The sequence below is a fragment of the Gemmobacter serpentinus genome (assembly GCF_008973825.1).
Taxonomy (GTDB): Bacteria; Pseudomonadota; Alphaproteobacteria; order Rhodobacterales; family Rhodobacteraceae; genus Gemmobacter; species Gemmobacter serpentinus.
The window spans coordinates 39,021-64,262 of record NZ_WCHR01000006.1 but is presented as its reverse complement, the minus strand read 5'-3'; the positions used below and the strand labels follow the sequence as shown (position 1 = coordinate 64,262).

The 25,242-nt window shown below is 64.5% G+C and carries 24 protein-coding genes and 1 pseudogene; 13 read left to right on the top strand and 12 right to left on the bottom strand.

All coding sequences use genetic code 11. The annotated features are described in order from the left end of the window. The first annotated feature begins 176 nt into the window (after positions 1-176). Both GBJ34_RS04345 and GBJ34_RS04340 read left to right on the top strand, forming a co-directional pair. Positions 177-941, top strand: coding sequence for a 3-hydroxyacyl-CoA dehydrogenase (locus GBJ34_RS04345; protein ID WP_151718048.1), 765 nt, complete (start codon positions 177-179; stop codon positions 939-941). A gap of 11 nt (positions 942-952) precedes the next feature. Continuing rightward, positions 953-2,128: an acetyl-CoA C-acyltransferase gene (locus GBJ34_RS04340; protein ID WP_151718047.1), complete on the top strand. Its 1,176-nt coding sequence runs from the start codon at positions 953-955 to the stop codon at positions 2,126-2,128. Positions 2,129-2,169: 41 nt separating this feature from the next. Here GBJ34_RS04340 and ppk2 read toward each other — a convergent pair whose 3' ends face one another. Beyond that, complete coding sequence (ppk2, locus tag GBJ34_RS04335; RefSeq protein ID WP_226341044.1) at positions 2,170-3,093, bottom strand: polyphosphate kinase 2; 924 nt, start codon at positions 3,091-3,093, stop codon at positions 2,170-2,172. A gap of 490 nt (positions 3,094-3,583) precedes the next feature. Further along, positions 3,584-5,329, bottom strand: a complete 1,746-nt coding sequence (locus GBJ34_RS04330; protein ID WP_192931107.1) for a LuxR C-terminal-related transcriptional regulator — start codon at positions 5,327-5,329, stop codon at positions 3,584-3,586. 142 nt (positions 5,330-5,471) lie between these two features. Between GBJ34_RS04330 and GBJ34_RS04325 the strand changes: the two genes are divergently transcribed. The 3 genes from GBJ34_RS04325 (at position 5,472) to GBJ34_RS04315 (ending at position 9,016) form a co-directional block, all read left to right on the top strand. Continuing rightward, entirely contained in the window at positions 5,472-6,101 is a 630-nt protein-coding gene (locus GBJ34_RS04325; protein WP_151718044.1) for a glutathione S-transferase family protein, read from the top strand. 148 nt (positions 6,102-6,249) lie between these two features. Continuing rightward, positions 6,250-8,205 (top strand): DNA topoisomerase IV subunit B, encoded by a 1,956-nt coding sequence (parE, locus tag GBJ34_RS04320; protein ID WP_151718043.1) that lies wholly within the window; start codon positions 6,250-6,252, stop codon positions 8,203-8,205. A gap of 46 nt (positions 8,206-8,251) precedes the next feature. Next, complete coding sequence (locus GBJ34_RS04315) at positions 8,252-9,016, top strand: calcium-binding protein (protein ID WP_151718042.1); 765 nt, start codon at positions 8,252-8,254, stop codon at positions 9,014-9,016. A gap of 108 nt (positions 9,017-9,124) precedes the next feature. Here GBJ34_RS04315 and GBJ34_RS04310 read toward each other — a convergent pair whose 3' ends face one another. From GBJ34_RS04310 to GBJ34_RS04300, 3 genes and pseudogenes are all read right to left on the bottom strand, one after another. Continuing rightward, on the bottom strand, positions 9,125-9,643 hold the full coding sequence (locus tag GBJ34_RS04310) for a M10 family metallopeptidase C-terminal domain-containing protein (RefSeq protein ID WP_151718041.1): 519 nt from the start codon (positions 9,641-9,643) through the stop codon (positions 9,125-9,127). Between the two features lie 34 nt (positions 9,644-9,677). Beyond that, positions 9,678-10,564: pseudogene (locus GBJ34_RS04305) on the bottom strand (IS5 family transposase); the annotation flags it as partial. Beyond that, on the bottom strand, positions 10,507-10,809 hold the full coding sequence (locus GBJ34_RS04300) for a TIGR03032 family protein (protein ID WP_264177058.1): 303 nt from the start codon (positions 10,807-10,809) through the stop codon (positions 10,507-10,509). The pseudogene GBJ34_RS04305 and the gene GBJ34_RS04300, both read right to left, overlap by 58 nt. 374 nt (positions 10,810-11,183) lie before the next feature. On the opposite strand from GBJ34_RS04300, the gene surE reads away from it, so the two are divergent. From surE to GBJ34_RS04285, 3 genes are all read left to right on the top strand, one after another. Next, complete coding sequence (gene surE, locus GBJ34_RS04295) at positions 11,184-11,972, top strand: 5'/3'-nucleotidase SurE (protein WP_151718039.1); 789 nt, start codon at positions 11,184-11,186, stop codon at positions 11,970-11,972. After that, entirely contained in the window at positions 11,969-12,634 is a 666-nt protein-coding gene (locus GBJ34_RS04290) for a protein-L-isoaspartate(D-aspartate) O-methyltransferase (protein WP_151718038.1), read from the top strand. The genes surE and GBJ34_RS04290 overlap by 4 nt, the downstream gene beginning before the upstream one ends. A 68-nt stretch (positions 12,635-12,702) precedes the next feature. Then, a complete protein-coding gene (locus GBJ34_RS04285) occupies positions 12,703-14,007 on the top strand; it encodes a peptidoglycan DD-metalloendopeptidase family protein (RefSeq protein ID WP_151718037.1) in 1,305 nt (434 codons plus the stop codon). A 287-nt stretch (positions 14,008-14,294) separates the two neighbouring features. Here GBJ34_RS04285 and GBJ34_RS04280 read toward each other — a convergent pair whose 3' ends face one another. The 4 genes from GBJ34_RS04280 to tatA are packed head-to-tail and all read right to left on the bottom strand — an operon-like array spanning position 14,295 to position 17,048. Beyond that, positions 14,295-15,146: an ATP-binding protein gene (locus GBJ34_RS04280; RefSeq protein ID WP_192931106.1), complete on the bottom strand. Its 852-nt coding sequence runs from the start codon at positions 15,144-15,146 to the stop codon at positions 14,295-14,297. Continuing rightward, positions 15,143-16,021 carry a twin-arginine translocase subunit TatC gene (gene tatC, locus GBJ34_RS04275; RefSeq protein WP_151718036.1) on the bottom strand — a complete coding sequence of 293 codons (879 nt, stop codon included), beginning with the start codon at positions 16,019-16,021 and terminating at the stop codon, positions 15,143-15,145. The genes GBJ34_RS04280 and tatC overlap by 4 nt, the downstream gene beginning before the upstream one ends. Positions 16,022-16,032: 11 nt before the next feature. Beyond that, entirely contained in the window at positions 16,033-16,797 is a 765-nt protein-coding gene (gene tatB, locus GBJ34_RS04270; protein WP_151718035.1) for a Sec-independent protein translocase protein TatB, read from the bottom strand. 26 nt (positions 16,798-16,823) lie between these two features. Continuing rightward, positions 16,824-17,048, bottom strand: coding sequence for a twin-arginine translocase TatA/TatE family subunit (gene tatA / locus GBJ34_RS04265; RefSeq protein WP_151718034.1), 225 nt, complete (start codon positions 17,046-17,048; stop codon positions 16,824-16,826). 428 nt (positions 17,049-17,476) lie between these two features. On the opposite strand from tatA, the gene GBJ34_RS04260 reads away from it, so the two are divergent. Beyond that, positions 17,477-18,154 (top strand): helix-turn-helix transcriptional regulator, encoded by a 678-nt coding sequence (locus tag GBJ34_RS04260; protein ID WP_151718033.1) that lies wholly within the window; start codon positions 17,477-17,479, stop codon positions 18,152-18,154. Positions 18,155-18,199: 45 nt separating this feature from the next. Here GBJ34_RS04260 and GBJ34_RS04255 read toward each other — a convergent pair whose 3' ends face one another. Together GBJ34_RS04255 and GBJ34_RS04250 are read right to left on the bottom strand one after the other, a co-directional pair. Then, positions 18,200-19,276 carry an ABC transporter ATP-binding protein gene (locus GBJ34_RS04255; RefSeq protein ID WP_151718032.1) on the bottom strand — a complete coding sequence of 359 codons (1,077 nt, stop codon included), beginning with the start codon at positions 19,274-19,276 and terminating at the stop codon, positions 18,200-18,202. Between the two features lie 241 nt (positions 19,277-19,517). After that, a complete protein-coding gene (locus GBJ34_RS04250) occupies positions 19,518-20,297 on the bottom strand; it encodes an SDR family oxidoreductase (protein ID WP_151718031.1) in 780 nt (259 codons plus the stop codon). A 162-nt stretch (positions 20,298-20,459) separates the two neighbouring features. Between GBJ34_RS04250 and GBJ34_RS04245 the strand changes: the two genes are divergently transcribed. The 4 genes from GBJ34_RS04245 (at position 20,460) to GBJ34_RS04230 (ending at position 24,349) form a co-directional block, all read left to right on the top strand. Continuing rightward, positions 20,460-21,452 carry a Hint domain-containing protein gene (locus tag GBJ34_RS04245; RefSeq protein WP_226341038.1) on the top strand — a complete coding sequence of 331 codons (993 nt, stop codon included), beginning with the start codon at positions 20,460-20,462 and terminating at the stop codon, positions 21,450-21,452. An 82-nt stretch (positions 21,453-21,534) separates the two neighbouring features. Then, positions 21,535-22,026, top strand: coding sequence for a hypothetical protein (locus GBJ34_RS04240; RefSeq protein WP_151718030.1), 492 nt, complete (start codon positions 21,535-21,537; stop codon positions 22,024-22,026). Positions 22,027-22,115: 89 nt separating this feature from the next. Continuing rightward, complete coding sequence (locus tag GBJ34_RS04235; protein WP_151718029.1) at positions 22,116-23,714, top strand: peptide chain release factor 3; 1,599 nt, start codon at positions 22,116-22,118, stop codon at positions 23,712-23,714. Continuing rightward, positions 23,711-24,349 (top strand): hypothetical protein, encoded by a 639-nt coding sequence (locus GBJ34_RS04230; protein WP_151718028.1) that lies wholly within the window; start codon positions 23,711-23,713, stop codon positions 24,347-24,349. Before GBJ34_RS04235 ends, GBJ34_RS04230 begins: the two co-directional genes overlap by 4 nt. Positions 24,350-24,589: 240 nt before the next feature. Here the strand turns inward: GBJ34_RS04230 and GBJ34_RS04225 are convergent, their stop codons facing one another. Further along, positions 24,590-25,012, bottom strand: a complete 423-nt coding sequence (locus tag GBJ34_RS04225) for an OsmC family protein (RefSeq protein ID WP_151718027.1) — start codon at positions 25,010-25,012, stop codon at positions 24,590-24,592. Positions 25,013-25,242 lie beyond the last annotated feature (230 nt).

Genomic DNA, 25,242 nt, shown 5'->3' with positions numbered 1-25,242 from the left:
GCAGCAGATCGCCCCCCCGATCGGCAAAGGTCTGCTGCGCCGCGTCCCGGCCGCCCACACCATCACAGAGGTCCGCGATCCATAATCCGCTGCGTCACTTCGAAAAGACCCGCATTCCTTGCCATGTTTTTCGCGCTAGACTGCGCGGCGATTCAAGCGGTTACGGGAGGGGCGTGATGCAATTGGCGGGCAAGGTGATGCTGGTTACCGGCGGGGCCTCGGGCCTTGGGGCGGCGGTGGTTCAGATGGCGCGGGCAGCAGGCGCGCGGGTGGTGATCGCCGATATTAACCCCGATGGCGAGCAGATTGCCAAAGGTCTCGGGCCGGATGTGCGGTTCTCACATTGCGATGTGACACAGGCCAGCGACGGTCAGGCGGCGGTTGATATCGCCCTCAACGCCTTTGGAAAGCTGGATATTCTGGCCAATTGCGCAGGCATCGCGCCGGGCGAAAAGGTTCTGGGCAAGGACGGCCCCCATGCGCTGGAAACCTTTGCCCGCGCGATCCAGATCAACCTGATCGGCAGTTTCAACATGCTGCGCCTGAGCGCCGAGGCCATGGCGCGCAACACCGCTGATGAAGGGGGCGAGCGCGGCGTGATCGTCAACACCGCCTCGATTGCGGCCTTTGACGGGCAGATCGGTCAGGCAGCCTATGCGGCCTCCAAGGGCGGGATCGCGGCGCTGACCCTGCCGGTCGCGCGCGAGCTGGCCCGGCAGGGCATCCGCTGCATGACCATCGCGCCGGGGATCTTTGCCACGCCGATGATGGCGGGGCTGCCACAGGCGGTGCAGGACAGTCTGGGGGCCAATGTCCCTTTTCCGTCGCGCCTTGGCCAGCCCGCGGAATATGCCGCCCTGCTGCGCCATATCGTTGAAAACCCGATGCTGAATGGCGAGGTCATCCGTCTGGATGGCGCGCTGCGCATGGCCCCGCGTTGAAAGGACCAACAATGGAAGAGATCGTGATCGTTTCGGCCTGCCGCACGCCCATGGGCGGCTTTCAGGGCGATTTTGCAAGCCTGACGGCCTCTGATCTCGGGGCCGCCGCCATCCGCTCGGCTGTGGCCCGCGCGGGCCTGCCACCTGAGGCAGTTGAGGAGGTCATCATGGGCTGCGTGCTGCCCGCAGGTCAGGGGCAGGCCCCGGCCCGGCAGGCGGCGCTTGGCGCGGGTCTGACCGACAGCGCCGGCGCGCTGACCGTGAACAAGATGTGCGGATCGGGGATGAAGGCGGTGATGCTGGCGCATGATCTGATCCGCGCCGGCAGCGCGCGGGCGATCATAGCGGGCGGGATGGAAAGCATGACCAATGCCCCCTACCTGCTGCCCAAAGCGCGCGGCGGGATGCGGCTTGGCCATGGCCAGGTGCTGGATCACATGTTCCTCGACGGGCTGGAGGATGCCTACGAGAAAGGCCGCCTGATGGGCAGCTATGCCGAGGATTGCGCCGAAAGCTATGGCTTCACCCGCGAGGAGCAGGACGCCTGGGCGCTGACCTCGCTGTCACGGGCGCTGCAATCGGTGCAGACCGGGCGCTTTGCGGCCGAGATCACGCCAGTGGGCAGCGGCGGGCGCAAGCCGCGCGAAGTGCGCGATGACGAACAGCCCGGCAAGGCCGATGCCGCCAAGATCCCGACCCTGAAACCCGCCTTTCGCAAGGATGGCACGGTGACGCCAGCCAATTCGTCATCCATTTCCGACGGGGCGGCGGCTTTGCTGGTGATGCGGCGGCGCGAGGCCGAGGCGCAGGGGTTGACCCCGATTGCCCGCATTGCGGGGCACGCCACCCATGCACAGGCACCGCAACTGTTTGCGACCGCCCCGGTCGGCGCATTGCGCAAGCTGTCCGCGGCCACGGGTTGGGCGCTTGGCGATGTCGACCTGTTCGAGATCAACGAGGCCTTTGCCGTGGTGACCATGGCGGCGATGCGCGATCTGGATCTTCCGGCAGACCGCGTGAACATCCATGGTGGGGCCTGCGCGCTTGGCCATCCGATCGGCGCATCGGGCGCGCGGATCCTGGTCACGCTGATCCATGCGCTGCGCCTGCACGGCCTCCGGCGCGGCATGGCCGGGATCTGTCTTGGCGGCGGCGAGGCGACCGCCATGGCGGTGGAGCTGATCTGAGGGGCGGATCTGGCCCCCATGGTCCTGGCCAGACCCTGCCCTTACCTGCGCGCCTTGCTGAAATCATGCGGCAAGGCGGCCTCCAGCAGATGGCGATCTCCGCCGATCACCTGATGCGCCCGCCCCACGATCAGCGGATCGGGTGCGCCGATCACATCCCAATCCTTGCCGGGATAATCGACGCTGGACAGGAAATGCCGCATACAGTTCAGCCGGGCGCGCTTCTTGTCATTGGATTTCACGATGGTCCAGGGCGCGTCGGCGGTGTCGGTATAAAAGAACATCGCCTCTTTCGCCTCGGTGTAATCCGCCCACTTGTCGAGGCTGGCCTTGTCGATGGGGCTGAGCTTCCACATTTTCAGGGGATCGGTTTCGCGCGCAGTAAAGCGTTTGCGCTGTTCCTCCTGCGTCACGGAGAACCAGTATTTGTAAAGCCGGATACCGGATCGCACCAGCATCCGTTCCAACTCTGGCACCTGGCGCATGAATTCCAGATATTCCGATGGCGTGCAGAAGCCCATCACCCGTTCAACACCCGCGCGATTATACCAGCTACGGTCATAGAAGACGATCTCGCCCGCTGTTGGCAGATGCTGGATGTATCGCTGAAAGAACCACTCGCCCTTTTCCTTCTCGGAAGGTTTGGTAAGCGCCACCACGCGGGCATAGCGCGGGTTCAGATGTTCCATGAAGCGCTTGATGGTGCCGCCCTTGCCTGCAGCGTCGCGCCCCTCCATCAGCACCACGAACTTCTGCCCGGTCTCCTGCGACCAGATCTGCACCTTCAGAAGCTCGGCCTGAAGCCGGGCCTTCTCGGCCTCATAGGGGACACGGCCCATCGCACGGGCATAGGGGTAACGTCCGGATTCAAAGGCCTCGCGGATCGTATCGGGGGTGGCGCGCGGAAATTCGCGCGGGCCTGCGGGCACCTGTCCAGGCTGCAACGGGGCCACTGCATCTGCCATGACGGGCTTGGGGAAGTCGGATTGGCGGGGTTCCGGGGTGGCGGCAACACTGTGGTCCATGGGCAGCACGTCTCCTGATACATCACTGTATCGGATTTCGCCCTGCCCCGCCCAAGACCACCTTGATCCGCGTCAAATCGGCGCAGGATTTGACGGATTGGTGGCAGTTTGGCGACAGGCGCATTTGGGCGATGTGCCGCCCCTGTCCCCGCCCGCAAGGAAAGCAGGGCGGCAGGCCCCAGTCCCGCCACCCTGCCCTGAGACGGGCGTGATCGAATGACGATCAAACCCGCTTGCCACACATAGGTGATCGGCGAGGCTTAGCCCGTCCCTCGCCTCGGAACGTGAAAAATTGCGCCCAAGCATGTCGTAATTTTCCGCCTATCCTAAAGATAGCGCCGGGCCCGCAATCCGCATTTCGGCATCGGCATTGCTCCGTCAGCCCCCCCCGATCGGTCCCCTTCCACCGTCGTGCCACATCCCCCGCGCCTCAGCCGGGTAGCAAGGGGATCAGCCGTTCCAGCACCAGCCGCCACTCCTTGAAGAACAGCAACTGCCCGGTTTCGGGCAGAAACTCCACCTCCAGGGCTGGATAGTCTGTCATCAGCTCGCGGATGGTCTGCACCGGGGTCTGCGGGTCCTGATCCCCCTGCAACAATTGCACCGGCACCGGGCAGCCATGGATCAGCGCCGACCAGTCGCGTTCGGAACTGATACATTCTCGGGTAAACCCTTCATGCGCCGAGACGCGCGCACCCAGACAGACCTCGGAACCCGCCAGAATGGCGGCGCGGATCTCGGGCCGGGCAAAGGTCGCCATATCAGCGGGTGAGCCGCCATTGACCTGGGCAAAGAACTTTTCCTTGCCCAGCTTGCGCGCGAGGCTGAAGCCTGCCTGCACCAGAAACGGCAGCACCTTCGGCGCATAGCGTGCGTTGGCCAGAATGAAACGCTGCCATTTGTCCATGCGCTCATATTGCGCGGCATTGCGCAGCGGCAATTGCGCCGCACAGCCCAGAATGCCGCTGACAAGCCCCGGCCTTGCCTGCGCCAAGGCGAGCGCAAAGCGCAGATCCGCACCAAGCGCGATGACCGCCACCTGCTTTACCCCCAGATGGGCCAGAACGGCCGCGTAATCGCTGGCCACACCCTGAATATGATCCTGTCCCTTGGGGTGCAATGCGCTCTGGCCATAGCCCGCGCGTACCGGCACGATCACCCGCAGACCGGCGCGCCGCGCCTGCGCCTCGGCCTCGGCGGGCCAGCGGATCAGCCCGTAATCCAGATGCATGAACAGCACAGGCCGCCCGCGCGGTGCCCCGAATTCGATATAGTCCAGCCGACGCCCATCCGGCGCACGCATTTCCTGAAAAGGCAGGGCGGCAAGCGCGCCATCGGGCAGCGCGGGTTCAGGTGCGATGGCCGGGATCAGGGCCACGTCCATCAAGCCCAGCACGACCCGGACCAGTTCTGACTGGCTATGCGTCTCGGTCTTGGCAAGGATGGATCGCGCCTGCGTGCGCACCGTCTCGATGGAACGACCGCGCTGCCCGGCAATATCCTTCAGCGGCAGGCCAAGGGTGATGCCACGCACGATCTCCACCTCGGCGGCGGTCAGGGCGAAGGCCTCTTGCACGATCTGGCTGAAATCCTCGGGCCAGAACAACTCGGTCGACAGGACCAGCGCCAGCCCTTTTTCCTCAAGGGCAGAGACCCGCAGGATCACCGGGCTGCCGGTCAGACCGGAACGGATGCGCAGCGTCGCCACCCGTTCTGCCCGGCCCGAGGCCACCTTGCGGATCACCCCGCGCAACGTCTCGATATCGGCGGGGTCAAAGGGCAGATCGGCCACGGGCCCGCCTTCGGCCAGACCAAAGGCACGCTGCGCCGCCCGGTTGCAGGCGGTGATACGGGCCCCCCCATCGCTGACAAAGGCTGCGGCGCGCGGGATGTCATCCAGCAACAGCCTGTATCCCGACTCGGGCCGCGCGGCCTCATAGCGGTCCAGAAACACCCGGGCGCGGCTGACATGGGCGTCGATCTCGGGATCATCCAGCGTCACCGCCCGGTCCAGCGGGCCCTGGCGCAGCGCGGTCACTCGCTCTTCCCAGACCTCCAGCAGATCTTCCAGCCGGATCGGATCCAGCGCGACCTCGTAAAGCCGATCCACGATCTCGGCCTTCTGGTCACGCGCGGCAAAGCGCGCCGAGTCGGGTCTAGGCGGGCGTTCGGTCATGGCGCACAGGTTGGCGCAAAACGGCAAGGCCCTGCAAGCCATCGTGCTCCGTCCTTCCGGCGTTTTTCCGCTGTGGTGCAATGCGTGATTGCGCTTTGCCGCCGGCGCGCCAGACTGCGGCCCAGAACAAGGAGGATTCCCGATGATCACCATCTATGGTTGCTACCGCTCGCGCGCCTCGCGCCCGCTCTGGCTGCTGGCAGAGACCGGCACCCCCTTCACCCATGTTCCGGTGATCCAGGCCTATCGCCTGCCCGATGCCGATGCGCCCGATGCGCCGGTCAATACCCGATCCCCGGCCTATCTCGCGGTGAACCCCATCGGCCAGATCCCTGCCATGGTCGAGGGCGATCTGATGCTGAGCGAAAGCCTTGCAATCTGCCTGCATATTGCGCGCGCGCATGGCGGCAGCCTTGGCGGCCAGACCCATGCCGAACAGGCCCTGCTGGAAAACTGGGCGCTGTTCGCCGCGACCTCGATCGAGCCGCATTCGCTGGCCATCATGCAGGGCAAGGATGCAGGCCTGATCGCGGTCGAAGCGGCCAAGCTGTCGCGCGGCTTTGCCCGCCTGGAGGCGCATCTGGCAGGGCGCGAATGGCTGCTCGACCGTTTCACCGTGGCCGATATCATGGTCGCCGAATGTGCCCGCTATGCGCAGGGCCATGCCGAACTGATGCAGACCTATCCCCTGCTGGCCGAATGGCTGAAACGGTGTCAGGCCCGCCCGGCCTTCCAGACCATGTGGGTCACCCGCAACGCCGAACCGGCCTGATTGCGCGCAAAGCGCCGCCGCAGGGATTGGCCTCTGAACGGTCAAGATGACGGGGGCCAGCACGGGCGGAGCGCAACACCTTGCGCCCCGTCCCTCCGAATGGTCTAATCCGGCCCTCAAACCGCCCATCAAGAGGACCCGAGCAGCCATGGCCAACGATATTTTCGCGGCACAGCCCGAAGAATACAACGCCTCCTCCATCGAGGTGCTGGAAGGGCTGGAGCCGGTGCGCAAGCGGCCGGGCATGTATATCGGCGGCACCGATGAACGCGCGCTGCATCATATGGTGGCCGAAATCCTCGACAACTCCATGGACGAGGCGGTGGCGGGCCATGCCAATCGCATCGAGGTGGAGCTGCATTCCGATCATTCGGTGACGATCCGCGACAACGGGCGCGGGATGCCGGTCGATCCGCATCCGAAATTCCCCGACAAAAGCGCGCTTGAGGTCATCCTGACCGTGCTGCACGCGGGCGGCAAGTTTTCCAACAAGGCCTATTCGACCTCGGGCGGGTTGAACGGCGTGGGCTCGTCGGTGGTCAATGCACTGTCCGATCATCTGCGGGTCGAGGTTGCGCGCAATCGCGAATTGTTCGTGCAGGAATTTTCGCGCGGCAAGCCCAAAGGGCCGATCGCCAAGGTCGGCCCGGCACCGAACCGGCGCGGCACCTCGGTCACCTTCCACGCCGACCCGGAAATCTTTGGCAGCCTGCATCTGAAACCCGCGCGCCTGTTCAAGATGGTGCGCTCCAAGGCCTATCTGTTCTCGGGCGTGGAAATCCGCTGGAAATCGGCCATTGATGACGGAGAAACCCCCACCGAGGCCACCTTCCACTTCCCCGGCGGCCTCGCGCAATATCTGGGCGATACGCTGTCGGATACCTCGACCTATTCCGACCGGCCCTTTGCGGGTAAAATCTCGTTCGAGGAAAAATACGGCGTCCCCGGATCGGTGGAATGGGCGATCCATTGGACAGCGGCGCGCGATGGCTTCATCCACAGCTATTGCAACACGGTGCCGACCCCCGAAGGTGGCACACATGAAGCCGGTTTCTGGGCTGCGATCCTGAAGGGCATCCGCGCTTACGGCGATCTGGTGAAGAACCGCAAGGCCGACCAGATCAGCCGCGACGATCTGCTGGCGGGGGGCTGCGCGCTGGTGTCCTGCTTCATCCGTGAGCCGCAATTCGTGGGCCAGACCAAGGACCGGCTGTCGACCGAAGAGGCCGCAAGATGGGTCGAGGGGGCGGTGCGCGACCATTTCGACAACTGGCTGGCCTCTGACACCAAATCGGCGGGGGCGATCCTTGATTTCCTTGTGCTGCGCGCCGAAGAACGGCTGCGCCGCCGTCAGGAAAAGGAAACCGCCCGCAAATCCGCCACCAAACGGCTGCGCCTGCCCGGGAAACTGACCGACTGCACCGCGAAGAACCGCGAGGGGACCGAGCTGTTCATCGTCGAGGGCGACTCGGCCGGGGGATCGGCCAAGGGTGCCCGTTCGCGCGAGACCCAGGCGCTGCTGCCGCTGAAGGGCAAGATCCTGAACGTGCTCGGGGCGGCGTCGAACAAATTGGGCGACAATGCCGAGATCCGCGATATCTGCGAGGCGCTTGGTGTCGGCATGGGCACCAAATTCAAGGTTGATGACCTGCGCTATGACAAGATCATCATCATGACCGATGCCGATGTCGATGGCGCGCATATCGCAAGCCTGCTGATGACCTTCTTCTTCACCCAGATGCGGCCGCTGATCGACAAGGGCCATCTCTATCTGGCCTGCCCGCCGCTTTATCGTCTGACGCAAGGCGCGAAGCGCATCTATGTCGCCAATGACGCCGAGAAGGAGCATTGGTTGGCCAAGGGTCTGGGCGGCAAGGGCAAGATCGACGTGCAGCGTTTCAAGGGCCTGGGCGAGATGGATGCCAAGGATCTGAAGGACACCACGATGGATCCGAAATCCCGCACCCTGATCCGCGTCAGCATCGACGAGGATGAGCCGGGCGAAACCGGCGATCTGGTGGAACGCCTGATGGGCAAGAAGCCGGAACTGCGCTTCCAGTATATTCAGGAAAATGCACGGTTTGTCGAAGAGCTGGACGTGTAAGGGCGGCCCGCTGATTTGATTTTTGAACGATAAGAGGTGTTTTTACATGGCGAATATTCGCGCCTATGACCGGCTCGGAACCGGCATCAATATCGGCTTTGGCAGCCCACAACTGTTTCGCGGCGACACTTTGCCGACGATGGGTAAGGTCACGGAAACCTACCTGGGCAGCGACCGCTATCTGATAGAGGCGCGCGTGAAAGGCGTCAGCGTCTATGACCATATTTCGATGGTCGGCTACATGCCTTGGGACACCGTTTACGTTCGCGCATTCACGTTGAGGAAAAACGGTGGGGTTGTGCTCGACGTCAAGGATATCAACATCGCCGATTACGAACTTTATGAGACCGCGGATGTTGCTGGCCTGGAGGAAAGTGATCGTATTCTCGGGAATAGATATGCCGACAAGATCAATGGTCACGAAGGAAATGACACAATCAAGGGCTTTGGCGGCAATGACCGGATCGCAGGTGGTATGGAAAATGACCAGTTGCACGGTGGGGACGGGCGAGACACCCTTCATGGTGGCAGCGGCAATGACCGCCTCAGCGGCGGCGCGGGCAACGACCTGCTAACTGGAGGCTCCGGTGCGGATCGTTTCGTCTTCGGCAGAAATGAGGGGCGCGACACCATAACCGATTTTCGCGATGATCTGGACCGCATCGTGGTGACCGGCCCGACGCAGAGCTTCGGCAAGATCCGCGTTATCGACCGCGGGGCCGATGCGGAACTGCGCTTTGACGGGAATGTGGTGGTGCTGAAGCAATTCGACCATCGCCTGATCGACGCAAGCGATTTCATCTTCGCATAAGCAATGTGAATAGTTGCACACAGATCGGATAGCTTGAACTTATGGCGGCGAACCTACTGCAACGATCCGTCTTGCAAACCGCGCCGGGGAAGCACTTCTCCGGCGCAGTTACTTTTTGCCTGCCGCTTCGACGCGAGGCGGAGCATGGCCGCAGATCACATCGATCTGGCTGACCAGCGCGTTCAGGCTGGTGATGCCGCGGATGGTGACGGAATCGCCGCTGTCAAATTCCAGCATCACGCCGCCTTTCACGACCTCACCAAAGGTCTGCACCACCTGTTTCGCGGTCATCTTGCCATTCCACAGGTCGTCGGACAGCAACAGGCGATCCTTCTGGCCCTTGTTTAAATCGGTGATGAGGTCATCGCCTGCCGCAAAGACAAACTGATCCGCCCCGGCCCTGCCGGTCAGCGTGTCATTGCCGCCGCCAGTCACCGCAGCCAAGACCACACACGCGGTGGCTGCGCTGACCAGCGTCTCACGCGTGCCAAGACCGTCGGCATAGCTGATCCGCACCGCAATTCCGGCCCCGACATCGGCTTTGATCAGACGATAGCTGGAACTGCTTGCCCTACCGGTCACCGCTCCGGCGTGCAGCCATTGATAGGGCGTTGTTGCGTAACTCACGCCTGAGGCATGATTGCCCCTTTTCCCTTCGAGATCAGGCCGTGCGGACGATTTCGGCCGTTCCAAGGGCTGAGAAGCGGTTCATGAGCGCGATGCGTACCTGGATTTCGGCGGTCTGGCAGTCGGGGTCTCTTGCGGCGATGCGTTCGCCGAAGGCTTTGAGGCACCGCATTTTCGCTTCGATCCGGCTGTGGACGTGGTATCCGGTTCATCGCTTCCAGAATGCCCCGGCCTGAGTGCCGCGTGGCACGCAGGGTTTCATTTCTGGCGATTGCAGCCGGGCAATCCTCCTTCCAGGCCCGCCCGCTCTTGCGGATCGGGATGATTGCGATGGCCTGCCGGTCGATGATGGCCGTGTGGCAACGTCGGGTGTCATAGGCTCCATCAGCGGTCACGGTGCCGATCTCCTCGCCGTCCGGTATCTGGTCGAGCAACTCCGGCAGAATAGGGCTGTCGCCATCGCTGCGATGGGAAAATTCCACCGCCCGAATGTCCGAAGTGGTAGTGTCCTTGGCCGGATGGACCTTGCGCCGCGAGCCTTGTCGCGCCGTGGGTCCGAGCGACAATGGCGCGCGCGTCGACCTTGAACGCCAGGCTTTCTGGCCTGCCATTCACCATCGCCGAGGAACTTTATCCCCTTCGGCATGGTCACTCTGACCAGTGGCGTTCCCATGGCTCGATGTCTACCAGCAGGTTCAGGCGGCCATCGGCGCTCCGGCAGGGAATCTGGACGGCCAATGTTTTCTGACACCTGCACAGAGTGGTGTGGGCGGGCACTGCCCAGTCCAGCTCCGCCATCTTGAGAAGGCTGAACACCATCACGGTCGTTTGCCGAAGCGGCAGCTTGAACAGCACCTTGATGGTCAGACAGAGTTGGATCGCCGCATCCGAGAAGACCGCCGGGCAACCGGGCTTGCCATCGCGCTGATGTCATTGGCATCCAGATCGCCGGAGACCCAACTGAGCCGCGGCACAAAGACCGCATCCGACCCGCACTTATGCTGCGCGCCGGGCCGCAGAAAATTGTCAAAGCGATAGATCTGACGCTGGGTCGCCAGATACATCTGCCGCAGATCGGCGCTGAAGCCGAAGCCCATGGCGCGGGCAAAGGCCCGTTCCTGCCCGGTGGCCGCCCCACCATCCGGCGGGCTGCCCACAAAGACCAGCCGCCCGGTCGGATAGGAGGTGAACGCAATCGCGCCGCCGCTGGCCGCCAGCCATTCGGAATATCACGGCTGAACGACGCCACGCCTATGAATGCCTGCCCCGGGCGCAGCGTGATCGGCGGCTCATCCTTTGCCATGTCGCCTTGTGCCACCTCGCCCCTCCTGAAACCCGTCCCCGTCGAAATTCGTCCCCGTCAAAATTCGCCCGGGCAATTCAGCAGTCTTGCAAGATGACGGGCCCCGCTGGCGAGCGCGGTCCGTGACGTGCAGAGACGCCGCGCCAAACCCTGACGATTGCGCCGGACAGGTCCGCCACCAGACTTGCCGCAACGCGGTGCCTCGTCTAATCAGGGATCATCACGGAAAGGGGCGATATGCGTATTCTCATCACCAATGACGACGGGATCAACGCCCCCGGCCTTGAGGTTCTGCACGCGATCGCAACCGAGATCGCAGGCCCCGCAGGCGAGGTCTGGACGGTGGCCCCGGCCTTCGAACAATCCGGTGTCGGCCATTGCATCAGCTATTCCCGCCCGATGATGATCGCGAAACTGGGGCCGCGCCGCTATGCCGCCGAGGGCAGCCCCGCCGATTGCGTGCTGGCGGGCATCTATGACGTGTTGCAGGGGGCCAAGCCCGATCTGGTGCTGTCAGGCGTCAATCGCGGCAACAACTCTGCCGAGAACACGCTTTACTCCGGCACGATCGGCGGCGCGATGGAGGCGGCGCTGCAAGGGGTGCCCGCGATTGCCCTGTCGCAATATATGGGACCGCAAACCAGCGAGCTGGATGACCCGTTCGAAGCCGCGCGCCTGCATGGCACAGCCTGCATCCAGGCCTTGCTGGATCATGGGCTCTGGCAGGCCGAAGCCGATTACCGGCTGTTCTACAACGTGAATTTTCCGCCCGTCCCCGCCGCTGCGGTCAAGGGGCGCAAGGTCGCGCCGCAGGGCTTCCGCCGCGATACCGCCTTTTCAGCAGAACCGCAGATCTCGCCTTCGGGGCGGCGCTTCCTGTGGATCAAGGGCGGCCCGCAGCACAGGCCGACCGAGCCCGGCACCGATGCCGCCGTCAATCTGGAAGGCTGGATCTCGGTCACACCGATGCGCGCCGATCTGACCGCCCATGACCAGCTGGCCGATCTGGCGGCGCGGCTGGCATGAGCGAGGCGCCGGATCACCCCCAGGACGACCCGGCCGAACGCAAGATGCGCTTTCTGTTTGCCCTGCGCTCGCGCGGTGTCACCGATGCCCGCGTGCTGACCGCGATGGAACGGGTGGGTCGCGGTGCCTTCGTGCGCGGCATCTTTGCCGAACGCGCCTATGAGGACATGCCGCTGCCGATCTCCTGCGGGCAGACCATCTCGCAGCCTTCGGTCGTGGGCCTGATGACGCAAGCCCTGAACGTGCAGCCCCGCGATGTGGTGCTGGAGGTGGGCACCGGATCTGGCTATCAGGCCGCGATCCTCAGCCACCTTGCGCGCCGCGTCTATACCATCGACCGCCACCGCCGCCTTGTGCGCGAGGCGATCGACCTGTTCCGCGCGATGGATCTGACCAATATCACCGCGGTGGCCCGCGATGGCAGCTTTGGCTGGCCGGAACAGGCCCCCTTTGACCGCATCATCGTGACCGCCGCCGCCGAAGACCCGCCAGGGCCTTTGATGGCGCAGCTGAAACCCGGCGGCATCATGGTGGTGCCGGTTGGTCAATCGGATGCGGTGCAGAGCCTGATCAAGGTCACGCGCGGTCCAAACGGCTTTGAATATGACGAACTTCGGCCTGTTCGTTTCGTGCCCCTCGTCGAAGGGCTTGCGTCGGAATAGCGGGACCGGCACAATATGCGCGATGATTTGAACGACCCGGGCAAACCGGGCACGCATGAGGCCGAGCCATGTCTGAACACGCGATCCCGCTTTCCCCACCGCGCCCGCGCGCGGCAACCGCCCTGCATCTGGCCGGAATGGGCACGGCGCTGCTCCTGCTTGGGGCCTGCTCGATGGGCGGCGGCAAGCCGTTTGACTGGGATTTCCGCCCCAAGGGCGTCTCCACCGCCGATGCGGCACGCACGGCCTCCGAAAGCCGCCCCACGCCCGACGGGCGCGGGGTGATCTCCTATCCCGGCTATCAGGTCGCGGTGGCGCAGCGCGGCGATACAGTGGCAAGTCTCGCTGCCCGCGTCGGCGTCGATGCCGCCGAACTTGCCCGCTACAACGCGGTCCAGCCGAACAACACGCTCCGCGAGGGCGAGATCATGGCCCTGCCGCGCCGCGTCGCCGAAAGCAGCCCAGCGGCCTCGGGCGGCATCGTCGGCGGGCCGATCAAATCCGGCCCGGTCGATGTGACCAGCATCGCGGGCAATGCGATCAACAAGGCCGGGGCGACCGGCAGCAGCCCAGCAGGCTGGCAGGCGGGGGCGGCCTCCACCTCGCAGGCCGCAGGGGTCGAACCCGCGCGCCACCAGGTGGCGCGGGGCGAAACCGCCTATACAATTGCGCGCACCTATAATGTCACCGCCAAGGATCTGGCGAGCTGGAACAGCCTGGATGCCAATCTGACCGTGCGCGAAGGCCAGTATCTGCTGATCCCGGTGACCGCAGCTGCCACCGCCGCCGTGACCGGCGCGCCGATTGCGGCCACCCCGGTCACCGTTCCGGGTGCCGGCACCCCGACCCCGGTGCCGCCCTCGGCCGCGAAACCGCTGCCTGCGCAAGATGAGCCCCCGGTCGCAACTGCCGCGAAACCGGCTGCGGGCGCCAATCCGACCGGCACCGCTATCGCTGCCCCGGCCGCCAAACCGGCAGAAAAGCCGGTGGCCGATCTGGGTGCCAGCCGCACCGCCGCCTCTGGCTCCAAATTCGGGATGCCGGTCTCGGGCCAGATCATCCGGGGCTACTCAAAAGGCAAGAATGACGGGATCGATATCGGGGCGGCTGCGGGCACCCCGGTTGCCGCCGCAGGCGATGGCACTGTTGCCGCCATCACCAAGAACACCGAAGGCGTGCCGATCGTGGTGATCCGCCATGCCGATAACATGCTCACGGTCTATGGCGGGATCGACGCGGTGACCGTGGCCAAGGGTGCCACGGTGAAACGCGGCCAAAGCATCGCCAAGGTGCGCGCAGGCAACCCGGCCTTCGTGCATTTCGAGGTCCGCAAGGGCTTCGACTCGGTCGATCCCTCCGGCTACCTGCAATAAGCCAGCCGACAACCACAAAACCCAAGAAAGGCCGGGGATCCCCTCCCCGGCCTTTTCCATTTCCCCGCAACCGCCGCGCACCCGCCTGATCATGCTCTCGCGCCCGGCCATCCCGCCCAGCCGAACATCACGCTCGCCGAACATCACGCCGCAAGACAAGCCCTGCCATTTGCTGCTTGCCCAAATACTCCCGCCGGAGGCACCTTTAACCCCGCGCGAGGCCTCAAACCCCGCGCGCGGCAGCCGCTTTGTTGGGGGGTCGATCCCCCCGACAAAGCGCGCCCGTTTCAGGAAATCCGCACGCCTTCACGCGCGGCCAGATCGGTGAAGAACTGCCAGGCGACACGGCCAGACCGCGCTCCGCGCGTGGCCTGCCATTCGATGGCCTCGGCGCGCAACCGCTCGGGCGCGACCTTCACCCCCCATTGGGCGCAATAGCCATCGATCATTGCCAGATATTCGTCCTGACTGCAGGGATGGAAGCCCAGCCACAGCCCGAAGCGATCCGACAGCGACACCTTCTCCTCCACCGCCTCCGACGGGCTGATGGCCGAGGACCGTTCATTCTCGATCATGTCGCGCGGCATCAGGTGGCGGCGGTTCGAGGTGGCGTAAAGGATCACATTCTCGGGCCGCCCCTCTAGCCCGCCATCCAGCACCGCCTTCAGGCTTTTGTAATGCTGGTCATCATGGCTGAAGGACAGATCGTCGCAGAACAGCACGAAGCGCGCATCGGCCGCGCGCAGCACGTTCAGCAGCCGCCCCACCGAAGGCAGGTCCTCGCGCGCCAGTTCCACCAGCTTCAGATCATGCCCCTCGGCCCGGACCACGGCATGAACCGCCTTGACGATGCTGGATTTCCCCATGCCGCGCGCCCCCCAGAGCAGCGCGTTATTGGCAGGCAGGCCGCGCGCGAAATGCAGGGTATTCTCGTAAAGCGTGTCGCGCGCCCGGTTCACACCGACCAACAGATCCAGCGCGATGCGCGAGACCTTCGCCACCGGCTCCAGCCGGTCGGGGCCGGTATGCCAGACAAAGGCCTCGGCCCCGGTCACATCCGGGGCGGGCGGCGCGGGCGGCGAGATCCGCTCCAGCGCCTCGGCGATGCGGGCCAGCGCCGCCACCGACAGATCGGTCATTCCTCGTCTTCCTCTTCCCACAGGCCTTCGGCCCGCAACTTCGCCTCGCGTTTCTTCTCGATCATGCGGATCAGAACCACGGCCACCTCGTAAAGCGGGTAAACGGCGCTGAACAGGATGATCTGGCTGATCACATCCGGGGGTGTGGCGATGGCCGCCAGGATCAGAATGGCGACAAAGGCGTATTTGCGGAAGCCCGCAAGCCCCTTGGAGGTCACGATCCCCGCCTTGCCCAGCAGCACCAGCAGCACCGGCAATTGGAAACACAGGCCAAAGGACAGCACGAATTTCATCGTAAGGCCCAGATATTCCTGTGCCGACCCCTGGAACACGATCCCCGGAAGTGGCGCATCGCCTGCCGTTGCAGCCGCACCCGCCACCGCGTCCCCCGCGCCGGATGCGACCGCGCCCGCACTTTCCTGTCCGATCTGCTGGAAGGTCAGGAAGAAGCCGAACGCCATTGGCAGCACGACGTAATAGGCAAACAGCGCGCCCATGAAGAACATCACCGGCGAGGCGATCAGGAAAGGCAGCAGCGCATTCTTTTCGGATTTGTAAAGGCCGGGCGCGACGAAACGCCAAAGCTGGAACCCGATGACCGGGAAGGACAGCACCAACGCCCCGAACAGCGAGATGTTGATCGCGACGAAAAAGCCCTCCTGCGGCGAAATCAACTGCAACAGGCAATCCTGCCCACCATCCGCCAGCGCCTGACAGATCGGCTTGGCCAGAAAGTTGAAGACATTCATCGCGAAGGGATAGACCGCAAACATCGCCACGATGAAGGCCAGAACCGCCCAGATCAGCCGCTTGCGCAGCTCGGCCAGATGCTCAACCAGCGGGGCTGCGGAATCGTCAAGCGTGTCGTCGGACATGGATCAGTCTTTCACTCGGTCTTGGGGGCAGACTTGGCAGTCTTGGTGCGCGGTTTCGGCGCAGCTTTCGGGTCGGCCTTTTTCGCTGCGGCCTTCGGGGCAGCCGCAGCCGTGGTCTTTTTCACGGGTTTGGCAGCGGGCGCGGCACCCGTCTTCACCGCGGTTTTCGCGGCTTTGGCCGCCCCCTTGGTCGGGGCCTCAGACGGAACTTCAGAGGGTGCCTTCTTGGCCGCTGCGCGTTTCGGCGCGGGCTTGGCCGCAGGCTCAGCCGGCGTCACCGGAGCAGGTGTCAGCGCCACCGGCGTGGCGGGCGCAGGCGAGACCTGGGCAGGTATCACCGGCGGTGTCATCGGTTTCGGGCTGCCCTGAACAGGCGATGCCACCTGCGCGGCGCTGTCCGCCAGTTCCGCGATCAGATCGGCATCGGCCTCCGCCTCATCCGTCGTGTCAGCGGCGGCAGCCGCAGCAACGGCCGGGGGGGCCGGGCTGCGCGGCTTCGTCGGGTCCCATTGCTCGAACTTGCTGGCCGCCGATTCGAGCGCATCAAGGCCCAGACTTTTCTTCGAGACCAGATCGCCCATATCCCGGCGCATCTCGTCAAAGCCGGTCTCGCGCGCGGCATCGTTCATCGCCGACTGGAACTCGCGGGCCATGCCGCGCAGCTTGCCGGTGAAGCGCCCCAAAGTGTGGAACATCCGCGGCAGGTCCTTCGGGCCCACCACGATCAAGGCGACGATCCCGATCAGGACCAGCTCGCTCCAGCCGATATCCAGCATGGTTCAGCCCTTCCGCGCGCCGCAGTTCACACCTTGTCCTTGGCCTCTGCAGCCTTGGCCTCGGGCGTCACATCGCGCGCGGCATCCGCTGCGGCAGTGTCAATCTCCTGCGCGCTGTCCTTCACCCCTTTCTTGAAGGCGGTGATGCCCTTGCCGACCTCGCCCATCAGGTTCGAGATCTTGCCGCGCCCAAACAGGACCAGCAGCACGATGGCGATGATGATGATTTCCAACGGTCCGAAACGTCCCATGACGGTCTCCTTGAAAGGCGGTGTCCCCGCCTGAAACGATGTGTCAAGCCTGCGGCCTGTTCTGGCTCATGAACCTGACGCCGCCCGGATGCTTGCGCAATGCACAAGGCAGGGATCGCAGGCAGCTTGCTGACAGCTATATGTCAGTTGCCCTATCAGTGAAAGTCTGGCGAGAAGGCAGATAGCCAATGCGACGCGACGCATTTCTTACCGAGATCGGGGCCGCCAACCCTCGCACGAAGGCCTGATTTTCATAATATATAACAATCAGATAATCACAGAAGATGTGATGATTCAGGGCGGCACCGTAACCTCCAGGTTCAGCGGCAACGTCCATTGCGATCACAGATCATCGTCAAGCCGAGAAATCCGCGCACTCCGCTTGCACGGCAGTTGACCTGCGCCGCCGCCCGCGTCAGGTTTGCCCCATGCGCCGCAATGACCGCCTGTTCGAACTGATCCAGATCCTGCGCGACGGGCGGCTGCATCGCGCGGCAGAACTGGCGGATCGGCTGGGGGTCTCGGTCCGCACGATCTGGCGGGACACCGGGGCGCTGATGGCCTCGGGCCTGCCGCTCGAGGGCGAGCGCGGCGTTGGCTACATCCTGCGCGCGCCCACCACCCTGCCGCCGATGATCCTGACCAGTGCCGAAATGGATGCGTTGCGCCTTGGGATGCGCATGGTGGCGCGCGGCGAGGATGCGGCGATGGCGCGCGCGGCCCGCAGTCTGGCCGCCAAGATCGCCGCCGTCCTGCCCGCCGCCCCAGAGGCCGAGGCGGATGACATCTTTGTCTTCACCGGCGATCAGGCGACGCGGGCCATGCCGCATATGCCGCTGTTACGCCACGCGATCCGTGCCCGGGCGCGGCTGTCGATCACCTATATCGACGTCACGGGCCAGGAAAGCCATCGCGAAATCCGGCCATTGCTGCTGGATCTGGCCGGGCGGGTCTGGACATTGGCGGCCTGGTGCGAAACGCGCGGCGGCTTTCGCAGCTTCCGGCTGGACCGGATCGTGGCGATTCAGGAAACCGGGGAACATTTCGCGCCAGAACCGGGGCGCGAACTTGCCGATTTTCGCGCAGCCCAGCAGGCGGGCATATAACGCTGGTCCGGCTGGCAGGGCTTTCCGCATCTGGGTCTTGCGCCCTCAGGCCGCAAAGACGAAGCAGCGATCGCGCCGGATCATCAGCCACAGCACCGTGCCGGGCTTGGGCAGGAAGACGCCCGGCACCGCAGCGGTCAGCCGCGCGCCCTGAAAGTCCATCGCGAATTCGACAAGGCTTTCGCGCCCCAGAAAGCGCGCGCGCAAAACGGTGCCACGCGCGGGCGTGCCCTCCAGTTCGGTCGGATGCGGCCCACGCCCTGCGCGGTCGAAATCGATCTTCAGATGCTGCGGGCGGATCACGATCTCCACCTTCGCACCATCAGCATGGCCCGGCGTCAGGAAGCGTCCAAAGGGCGTCTCGGTCAAGGCCCCGCGCGACACACCTTCGATCACATTGATATCGCTGAAAAAGGCCGCGGCTGCGCGATCCGTCGGGCTGTTGTACAGGTTATAGGGCGCGCCGCGCTGCACGATGCGCCCATCCCGCATCAGCGCGATCTCATCGGCCATGCGCAGCGCCTCGTCGGGTTCATGCGTGACCAGCAACACCGCCGCGCCTTCAGCCTTCAACACCTCCAAGGTGCTGTCGCGGATACCATCGCGCAGACGGTTATCGAGGCCGGAAAATGGCTCGTCCATCAACATGAGGCGCGGGCGGGGTGCCAAGGCACGGGCCAGCGCCACGCGCTGTTGCTCGCCCCCCGACAGCTCGTGCGGGTGCTTTTGGCCATAGCCCGCAAGATTGACCTTCTCCAGCAGTTCATCAACCCGGGCCTGCCGGGCCTGTGCGTCGCCCTTCAAGCCGAAGCCCACATTGCGCGCCACGCTCAGATGCGGGAACAGCGCGAAATCCTGAAACATCAGTCCGATGCCGCGCGCCTCGGGCGGCACATGCACGCCCGGCCCCACCACCGTGTCACCATCGATCACCACCCGGCCTTGATCGGCGGTTTCCACCCCGGCAATCATCCGCAAGGTGGTGGATTTGCCACAACCGGACGGCCCGAGCAGGCAGGTCACCTGCCCCGGCGCGATGGTGAGCGAGACATCCTCGACCACGCGGCGCCCCCCGAAGCTGCGGCTCAGGGCGTCAACGACAAGGCGGGGCGGTTGCTGCATCTTGGTATCCGCTAAAGATCACAGGCCGGCCATGGGTTGCCGACCGGGGAACGTGCTCTGGCCCGGCAAAAGCTGGCCATGGACGGGGCCTGAAGGCCGGAAAGCGCCCGAAGGTCGGGCAGACCGATGGCCGAGTGAAACCATCGGATATCCCGCCTAACAAACCGCGCCCACCTGCGCAAGCCCCGCCCGCCAGCCGCAACGGCAAGCAGGCCGATCCCAGCAGCTTCGATGCGCCGCCCTATACGGTTGCGTTGAAGGCTCCGCCATCCAGCAAGATGTTCTGCCCCACCATGAAGCCCGCATGTTGCGAGGCCAGAAAGGCGCAAGCCGCGCCAAATTCTGCCGCCGTGCCATAGCGACGCGCCGGAATCCCCGCCATGCGTTGCGCCCGCGCCGTCTCGCGGTCGATACCCTGCGCCTGCATGACACCGCTGTCGAGAGCGGTCGCCCGGTCGGTATCATGGATGCCGGGCAGCAGGTTGTTGATGGTCACCCCATGCGGTGCCACCTGCCGCGAAGTGCCCGCGACATAGCCGGTCAGGCCCGCCCGCGCGCTGTTCGACAGGCCCAGCACGCCGATGGGCGAGCGAACAGAGGCGGAGGTGATGTTGATCACCCGGCCCCAGCCTTGGGCAATCATCCCCGGCAGCAGCGCCTTCATCAAGGCAATCGGCGTCAGCATATTGGCGTCCAGCGCGCGGATGAAATCCTCGCGATCCCAATCGCTCCACATCCCCGGCGGCGGGCCGCCCGCATTGGTGACAAGGATATCCACCGCGCCTGCGGCCGCCAGCACCTCGGCCCGGCCCGGTTCCGTGGTGATATCACCCGCAACCGTGGTCACGGCGACATTGAAACGGTCTCGGATCGCCTGCGCCGTGGTCTCCAGCGCCTCGGCCCCGCGGGCGTTCAGCACCAGATCCACCCCGGCCTCTGCCAGCGCCTCGGCGCAGCCGCGCCCCAGGCCCTTGGACCCCGCACACACCAGCGCCCGCTTGCCCCGAATTCCCAGATCCATTTCGCATCTCCTGTGCCCATGTCCCCGCGATGCTAGCCGAGGCAAAGAGCGGGCGAAAGTGCCACCCTGCCCGTGGCTTGGCACGGGACTGCCGGATTTTTGCTGTATTCTTGTGCGAATTCAGGGGATAGAACCCCGGCATCCCGAACGGAGACGATCAAGATGAGCCCGCAGACCGATCAGCCATCCCCCGGACAGGCCTGTATGGTCTTTCCGGCGGATCTGATCTTTGTCGCGCATGGCGTGAATATGGGTGAGGCGCTGTCGGGCCCGGATGAGGCCTGCCCCGGCGATGTCTATGAGTTGGAACGTGGCGCCACTGCCTTGCGCCTGACGGTTGCGGGCGGTGCTGTGGCACCCAGCTCGCATCTGGGCGAGACCGGCGACGCGGTCACGATCCTGTGCCGCTATACGCTGATGGGCGATGATGGCAACCGGGTGGAACTGCTGGTTCTGGCGCTGGAGGGCGATGATGCCGGGCTTTACGCCCTGCCCCTTTCCCCAATGGGTGAAGGCATCGGCTATCAGCTGGTGAAGATCGAGGACGCACCCGACGAGATCGCGCTGTCGGATCTGCTTTGCGTCAGCTTCGCGCGTGGCACGCTGATCACCATGGCGGACGGATCGCAGCGCAGCATTGAAAGCCTTGCACCGGGCGACCGGGTGCTGACCCGCGACCACGGCCCGCAAGAGGTGCGATGGGTCGGCCACGCCACGCTGCGCGCGGTGGGGGCCTTTGCGCCGGTGGTCATCACCGCAGGGGCCATGGGCAATGCGGGCGATCTGATCATCAGCCAACAACACCGCATGTTCCTCTATCAGCGCCAGCGTGTCGCGGGCACCCGGACCTCGGAATTGCTGGTGCAGTCACGCCATCTTGTGGATGATGAACATGTTTTCATCCGCGAAGGCGGGTTTCTGGACTATTTCAGCCTCGTCTTTGATCATCACGAGATCATCTATGCCGAGGGCATCCCCGCCGAAAGCCTGATGGTATCGGAGGCCGTGCTGAACCGCCTGCCGCCGGAACTGTCCGCTGAGGTGAAGGCGCGTTTCCCCGGCCTCAGCCAGAACCAGCATTTCGGCACCGAGGCCGGGCGTCAGGTGCTGGATGCGCTGGATCCGGTGCGCAAGCGCGGCTCTGGCGGGCGCTGATCGCAGCCTTGAAAGGGCCAGGCAGCAACGGGTCAGACTTCCGAGGGTCAGACCGCGGGCCGGATTGCGCGTGAAGGGGGCGTTGACCTCCCCTGTCGCGCAGGCCACGATCCCGGCACTTGCCGCCTCGGAACCAGAGAAACCCATGCGCCTGATCGCCCCGCTTTGCCTCGCCCTGCTGCTGCCGCCCGTCGCCGCAGCACAGGAACTGGTCGAGGTCACGCCCAGTGACGCATTGGCGCAGGTGCTGCCGCCACTTCTGGACACGCCACTGCTGTTCGATATGGCGCAGGTCTGGCAGGGAGAGCTGACCGATGACGGCCTGCCCGATCTGCTGATCCAGGCCTCGTTCAGCTTTCCCGAAGGCGGCAATGCCTGGGTGCTCTATCACTGGGTCTTTGCGGGCCAGCCCGGCGGCGGCCACCTGCCCTGGCGCAAGCTGGATCTGCCCGGCGGCATCACGGCGGCCCGTCGCGAGGGCCAGCAACTGGTGCTGACGCTGCAAACCTACGGGCCGGATGATGCGCGCTGCTGCCCCTCGGTCATTCAGGACATGCGCTTCGGCCTGCGCTGAGATCTGCGGCCACCTCCCCCCTCTCTCAGCGCATCCTTCCACCGCCTGATCCATTGCGCAAAACGCCCGCGCGCGGTATTGCGCGCATCATGCTGGACAATCGCCCCACCCTCCCGCCTGAAATCGCCCGCCGCCGGACGTTTGCGATCATCGCACACCCCGACGCCGGCAAGACCACGCTGACCGAAAAGTTCCTGCTGTTCGGCGGCGCGATCCAGATGGCGGGCCAGGTCCGCGCCAAGGGCGAGGCGCGGCGCACGCGGTCGGACTTCATCAAGATGGAACAGGATCGCGGCATCTCGGTCTCGGCCTCGGCCATGTCCTTTGATTTCCGGGAATACCGCTTCAATCTGGTCGACACCCCCGGCCACAGCGACTTTTCCGAAGACACCTACCGCACGCTGACGGCGGTGGATGCGGCGATCATGGTGATCGACGGGGCCAAGGGCGTGGAAAGCCAGACCCGCAAACTGTTCGAGGTTTGCCGGCTGCGCGATCTGCCGATCCTGACCTTCTGTAACAAGATGGACCGCGAGGCGCGCGACACCTTCGAAATCATCGACGAGATTCAGGAGAACCTCGCCATTGATGTCTCGCCCGCTAGCTGGCCCATCGGGTCGGGGCGTGATTTCCTCGGCTGCTATGACATCCTGAATGACCGGCTGGAACTGATGGACCGCGCCGACCGCAACCGGGTGGCCGAGACGATCCAGATCAACGGCTTGGACGACCCGCTGCTGGAACAGCATGTGCCCGCCGATCTGCTGGCCAAACTGCGCGAAGAGCTGGAGATGGCGCGCGAGCTGCTGCCCGCCCTTAACCGCGGGGCGCTGCTCAATGGCTCCATGACGCCGATCTGGTTCGGCTCTGCCATCAACTCCTTCGGGGTAAAAGAATTGATGGACGGTATCGGCACCTATGGCCCCGAGCCGCAGCCGCAACCGACCGCTGGCCGCAAGGTCGCGCCCGAGGAAAGCGCCGTGACTGGCGTGGTTTTCAAGGTGCAGGCCAATATGGACCCCAAGCACCGCGACCGCGTGGCCTTTGTGCGTCTGGCCTCGGGCCATTTCGAGCGCGGCATGAAGCTGACCCATGTGCGGTCGGGCAAGCCGATGGCGATCACCAATCCGGTGCTGTTTCTGGCCGCCGACCGCGAACTGGCCGAAGAGGCCTGGGCGGGCGATATCATCGGCATCCCGAACCACGGGCAGTTGCGCATCGGTGACGCGCTGACCGAGGGCGAGAAGCTGCGTTTCACCGGCATCCCTTCTTTCGCGCCGGAACTGCTGCAAGGCGTGCGCGCGGGCGATCCGATGAAGGCCAAGCATCTTGAAAAGGCGCTGATGCAATTCGCCGAGGAAGGCGCTGCCAAGGTCTTCAAGCCGATGATCGGGTCGGGCTTCATCGTGGGTGTCGTAGGCGCGCTGCAATTCGACGTGCTGGCCAGCCGCATTGAACAGGAATACGGGTTGCCGGTGCGGTTTGAACCCAGCCAGTTCAAATCCGCGCGCTGGATTTCCGGCCCAAAGGCGGAACTCGACAAGCTGATCAATGTGAACAAGGGCCATATGGCCGAAGATCACGATGGCGATGCGGTCTTCCTGACGCGCCTGCAATGGGACATTGACCGGGTGGAACGCGACTACCCGCAGGTCAAGCTGACCGCCACCAAGGAAATGATGGCGTGAGCCTGCAAAACCGCGTCCAGCCCGATGGCGAGATCGTCGCGGCGGGCTGGCGCGGCGAATGGATGGGCAATCGCGGCATCCTACATGACGGCCAGCGCCAGCTTGGATCTGCGCGCTGGCGGCATCAGAACTGGATCTGCTGCAAACTGGACTTCAAAGGGCGCAAACGTCCCCTGATGGCGCCGGGCAACTATACCGAGCTGTTCTTTTACGACGAGGCGCAGGCACTTGCCGCCGGTCACCGCCCCTGCGCCGAATGCCGCCGCGCGGATTATCTGCACTTCAAATCAATCTGGGAAAGCCTGTTTGGCCCGGCGGATGCCAAGGGCATCGACCGCGCCCTGCACGCCGCCCGGATCGACCCCGGCAGCAAACGCCAGACCGCCCACCGCGTCCATGGCCACCGCGCCCGCCTCCATTGCGCCAATGCCGCGCAGCTTCCGCAAGGCACGATGATCCTTGTCGATGAACAGCCCGCACTGGTTTGGCAAACCGGGATCCATCTCTGGTCGCCGTTGGGCTATGCGGCAGCGCAGCCCCTGCCTGCGGCCGATGTCACCGTGCTGACGCCTGCACCGATTGTCGCGGTGCTGACTGCGGGCTATCGCCCGCAACCGCATATCAGCCTGCGCTGAGTTGGATTCGCGCTTGCGGTCCAGTCGCGTTATCTGACGGCTGCTTTGCCTGGCGGTGCCTGCAAAGTCTGGCGGTGCCTGCAAACCACGCTCTGTGCCACGCAATCCCTGCGACGTGCCACCAAACCCTTGCACCGAACCTGCCGGGCAAAGTTCCATATGCCTTGCTATTCTGGACCTTGCCATTCTGGGCTTGGCCCAAGCGGACCAAGCCCTTTGCAGGCGCTGCTCTCAATGGCGTCAGCCCTTGCGGGCCTCCATGCTGATTTCGGCATTCAGCAGCTTGGAGATCGGGCAATTGGCCTTGGCCACCGCCGCAGCCTCCAGCAGCACCGCCTCATCGGCATCGGCATGGATCACCACCTCCAGTGCCGATTTGGTCACCACGAAACCGCCATCGCGGTTTTCCAGCGTGATGAAGACCTGGGTGTCGATCTCCTCGGGCACGATATCTTTCTGGCCAAGGATGTTTGACAGCGCCATGGAAAAGCAGCTGGCATGGGCGGCGGCGATCAATTCTTCGGGGTTGGTGCCCGCCTTGCCTTCAAACCTTGTGGCAAAGCCATAAGGCTGATCGATCAGCGCCCCACTTTGCGTGCTGACGCTGCCGCTGCCATCCTTGAGACCACCACGCCAGACGGCGGAACCGGATTTCACGATCATCTCTCACGCTCCTTCATGCTTCTTGGCCTTCATGCTTCCAGGCCTTCATGCCTCTTGATGCGATGCCCGCGCGCCTGCGGCTGCTTCCGCGACGGCCCATATCCTGACACGGGTCGCACCAAAGGCCAAACGGCAAAGCAGCGCCGGGGTTCCCTGTCACGCCTTTTCAAAACCGCATTTTCCGTCCAGAACAGCGCAGATAGTTCCGCCATGTAACGATTGCGCAGACC

Excerpts from the sequence above, each read along its gene's own strand:
- GBJ34_RS04260 (WP_151718033.1), top strand. The coding sequence starts at position 17,477 with ATGCGCCGCAATGACCGCCTGTTCGAACTGATCCAGATCCTGCGCGAC.
- GBJ34_RS04285 (WP_151718037.1), top strand. The coding sequence starts at position 12,703 with ATGTCTGAACACGCGATCCCGCTTTCCCCACCGCGCCCGCGCGCGGCA.
- tatB (WP_151718035.1), bottom strand. The coding sequence starts at position 16,797 with ATGCTGGATATCGGCTGGAGCGAGCTGGTCCTGATCGGGATCGTCGCC.
- ppk2 (WP_226341044.1), bottom strand. The coding sequence starts at position 3,093 with ATGGCAGATGCAGTGGCCCCGTTGCAGCCTGGACAGGTGCCCGCAGGC.
- GBJ34_RS04345 (WP_151718048.1), top strand. The coding sequence starts at position 177 with ATGCAATTGGCGGGCAAGGTGATGCTGGTTACCGGCGGGGCCTCGGGC.
- GBJ34_RS04250 (WP_151718031.1), bottom strand. The coding sequence starts at position 20,297 with ATGGATCTGGGAATTCGGGGCAAGCGGGCGCTGGTGTGTGCGGGGTCC.
- GBJ34_RS04315 (WP_151718042.1), top strand. The coding sequence starts at position 8,252 with ATGGCGAATATTCGCGCCTATGACCGGCTCGGAACCGGCATCAATATC.
- parE (WP_151718043.1), top strand. The coding sequence starts at position 6,250 with ATGGCCAACGATATTTTCGCGGCACAGCCCGAAGAATACAACGCCTCC.
- GBJ34_RS04340 (WP_151718047.1), top strand. The coding sequence starts at position 953 with ATGGAAGAGATCGTGATCGTTTCGGCCTGCCGCACGCCCATGGGCGGC.
- GBJ34_RS04325 (WP_151718044.1), top strand. The coding sequence starts at position 5,472 with ATGATCACCATCTATGGTTGCTACCGCTCGCGCGCCTCGCGCCCGCTC.
- GBJ34_RS04235 (WP_151718029.1), top strand. The coding sequence starts at position 22,116 with ATGCTGGACAATCGCCCCACCCTCCCGCCTGAAATCGCCCGCCGCCGG.
- GBJ34_RS04225 (WP_151718027.1), bottom strand. The coding sequence starts at position 25,012 with ATGATCGTGAAATCCGGTTCCGCCGTCTGGCGTGGTGGTCTCAAGGAT.
- tatC (WP_151718036.1), bottom strand. The coding sequence starts at position 16,021 with ATGTCCGACGACACGCTTGACGATTCCGCAGCCCCGCTGGTTGAGCAT.
- GBJ34_RS04255 (WP_151718032.1), bottom strand. The coding sequence starts at position 19,276 with ATGCAGCAACCGCCCCGCCTTGTCGTTGACGCCCTGAGCCGCAGCTTC.
- GBJ34_RS04245 (WP_226341038.1), top strand. The coding sequence starts at position 20,460 with ATGAGCCCGCAGACCGATCAGCCATCCCCCGGACAGGCCTGTATGGTC.
- tatA (WP_151718034.1), bottom strand. The coding sequence starts at position 17,048 with ATGGGACGTTTCGGACCGTTGGAAATCATCATCATCGCCATCGTGCTG.
- surE (WP_151718039.1), top strand. The coding sequence starts at position 11,184 with ATGCGTATTCTCATCACCAATGACGACGGGATCAACGCCCCCGGCCTT.
- GBJ34_RS04280 (WP_192931106.1), bottom strand. The coding sequence starts at position 15,146 with ATGACCGATCTGTCGGTGGCGGCGCTGGCCCGCATCGCCGAGGCGCTG.
- GBJ34_RS04290 (WP_151718038.1), top strand. The coding sequence starts at position 11,969 with ATGAGCGAGGCGCCGGATCACCCCCAGGACGACCCGGCCGAACGCAAG.
- GBJ34_RS04330 (WP_192931107.1), bottom strand. The coding sequence starts at position 5,329 with ATGACCGAACGCCCGCCTAGACCCGACTCGGCGCGCTTTGCCGCGCGT.